The organism is Wolbachia endosymbiont of Mansonella ozzardi (genome assembly GCF_020278625.1).
Lineage (GTDB): Bacteria > Pseudomonadota > Alphaproteobacteria > Rickettsiales > Anaplasmataceae > Wolbachia.
Genome location: NZ_JADAKK010000079.1, coordinates 1 through 2,719 on the forward strand (window position 1 = coordinate 1; position 2,719 = coordinate 2,719).

Here is a 2,719-nt window from a genome sequence, read left to right on the forward strand (position 1 = left end):
ACCTCCTGATGTCCGACCAGGATTAGCCAACCTTCGTGCTCCTCCGTTACTCTTTAGGAGGAGACCGCCCCAGTCAAACTACCCACCAGACACTGTCCGCAACCCGGATTACGGGTCAACGTTAGAACATCAAACATTAAAGGGTGGTATTTCAAGGTCGGCTCCATGCAGACTGGCGTCCACACTTCAAAGCCTCCCACCTATCCTACACATCAAGGCTCAATGTTCAGTGTCAAGCTATAGTAAAGGTTCACGGGGTCTTTCCGTCTTGCCGCGGGTACACTGCATCTTCACAGCGAGTTCAATTTCACTGAGTCTCGGGTGGAGACAGCCTGGCCATCATTACGCCATTCGTGCAGGTCGGAACTTACCCGACAAGGAATTTCGCTACCTTAGGACCGTTATAGTTACGGCCGCCGTTTACCGGGGCTTCGATCAAGAGCTTCGCTTGCGCTGACCCCATCAATTAACCTTCCGGCACCGGGCAGGCGTCACACCGTATACGTCCACTTTCGTGTTTGCACAGTGCTGTGTTTTTAATAAACAGTTGCAGCCAGCTGGTATCTTCGACTGATTTCAGCTCCATCCGCGAGGGACTTCACCTACATATCAGCGTGCCTTCTCCCGAAGTTACGGCACCATTTTGCCTAGTTCCTTCACCCGAGTTCTCTCAAGCGCCTTGGTATTCTCTACCTGACCACCTGTGTCGGTTTGGGGTACGATTTGATGTTACCTGATGCTTAGAGGCTTTTCCTGGAAGCAGGGCATTTGTTGCTTCAGCACCGTAGTGCCTCGTCATCACGCCTCAGCCTTGATTTTCCGGATTTGCCTGGAAAACCAGCCTACACGCTTAAACCGGGACAACCGTCGCCCGGCCAACATAGCCTTCTCCGTCCCCCCTTCGCAGTAACACCAAGTACAGGAATATTAACCTGTTTCCCATCGACTACGCCTTTCGGCCTCGCCTTAGGGGTCGACTCACCCTGCCCCGATTAACGTTGGACAGGAACCCTTGGTCTTCCGGCGAGCGGGCTTTTCACCCGCTTTATCGTTACTTATGTCAGCATTCGCACTTCTGATACCTCCAGCATGCCTCACAGCACACCTTCACAGGCTTACAGAACGCTCCCCTACCCAACAACGCATAAGCGTCGCTGCCGCAGCTTCGGTGCATGGTTTAGCCCCGTTACATCTTCCGCGCAGGCCGACTCGACCAGTGAGCTATTACGCTTTCTTTAAATGATGGCTGCTTCTAAGCCAACATCCTGGCTGTCTGGGCCTTCCCACATCGTTTCCCACTTAACCATGACTTTGGGACCTTAGCTGGCGGTCTGGGTTGTTTCCCTCTTCACGACGGACGTTAGCACCCGCCGTGTGTCTCCCGTGATAACATTCTCCGGTATTCGCAGTTTGCATCGGGTTGGTAAGTCGGGATGACCCCCTTGCCGAAACAGTGCTCTACCCCCGGAGATGAATTCACGAGGCGCTACCTAAATAGCTTTCGGGGAGAACCAGCTATCTCCCGGTTTGATTGGCCTTTCACCCCCAGCCACAAGTCATCCGCTAATTTTTCAACATTAGTCGGTTCGGTCCTCCAGTTAGTGTTACCCAACCTTCAACCTGCCCATGGCTAGATCACCGGGTTTCGGGTCTATACCCTGCAACTTAACGCCCAGTTAAGACTCGGTTTCCCTTCGGCTCCCCTATTCGGTTAACCTTGCTACAGAATATAAGTCGCTGACCCATTATACAAAAGGTACGCAGTCACACGCCTAAGCGTGCTCCCACTGCTTGTACGTACACGGTTTCAGGTTCTTTTTCACTCCCCTCGCCGGGGTTCTTTTCGCCTTTCCCTCACGGTACTGGTTCACTATCGGTCAGTCAGGAGTATTTAGCCTTGGAGGATGGTCCCCCCATATTCAGACAGGATACCACGTGTCCCGCCCTACTCATCGAGCTCACAGCATGTGCATTTTTGTGTACGGGGCTGTCACCCTGTATCGCGCGCCTTTCCAGACGCTTCCACTAACACACACACTGATTCAGGCTCTGGGCTGCTCCCCGTTCGCTCGCCGCTACTGGGGGAATCTCGGTTGATTTCTTTTCCTCGGGGTACTTAGATGTTTCAGTTCCCCCGGTTCGCCTCATTAACCTATGGATTCAGTTAATGATAGTGTGTCGAAACACACTGGGTTTCCCCATTCGGAAATCGCCGGTTATAACGGTTCATATCACCTTACCGACGCTTATCGCAGATTAGCACGTCCTTCATCGCCTCTGACTGCCAGGGCATCCACCGTGTACGCTTAGTCGCTTAACCTCACAACCCGAAGATGTTTCTTTCGATTCATCATCGCGTTGCGAAAATTTGAGAGACTCACGAACAACTTTCGTTGTTCAGTGTTTCAATTTTCAGCTTGATCCAGATTTTTAAAGAGCAAATATCTCAAACATCACCCGAAGATGAGTTTTGAGATATTAAGGCAGGTGACTTTCACTCACAAACCAGCAAGTGGCGTCCCCTAGGGGATTCGAACCCCTGTTACCGCCGTGAAAGGGCGGTGTCCTGGGCCTCTAGACGAAGGGGACACTGAAGTCTCAATCGCAAGACGCCTTGCTATTTACTTTTCATCAGACAATCTGTGTGAGCACTTCAAAGGCAGGTTCTTTAAGGTAAGGAGGTGATCCAACCGCAGGTTCCCCTACGGTTACCTTGTTA

1 tRNA gene and 1 rRNA gene are annotated in these 2,719 nt (G+C 51.9%); both read right to left on the bottom strand.

Annotated features, from left to right (window positions below):
• Positions 1-2,320: ribosomal RNA gene (locus tag IHO40_RS05535) — 23S ribosomal RNA — on the bottom strand; the annotation flags it as partial.
• A gap of 193 nt (positions 2,321-2,513) precedes the next feature.
• Positions 2,514-2,589, bottom strand: a tRNA-Glu gene (locus IHO40_RS05540).
• Positions 2,590-2,719 lie beyond the last annotated feature (130 nt).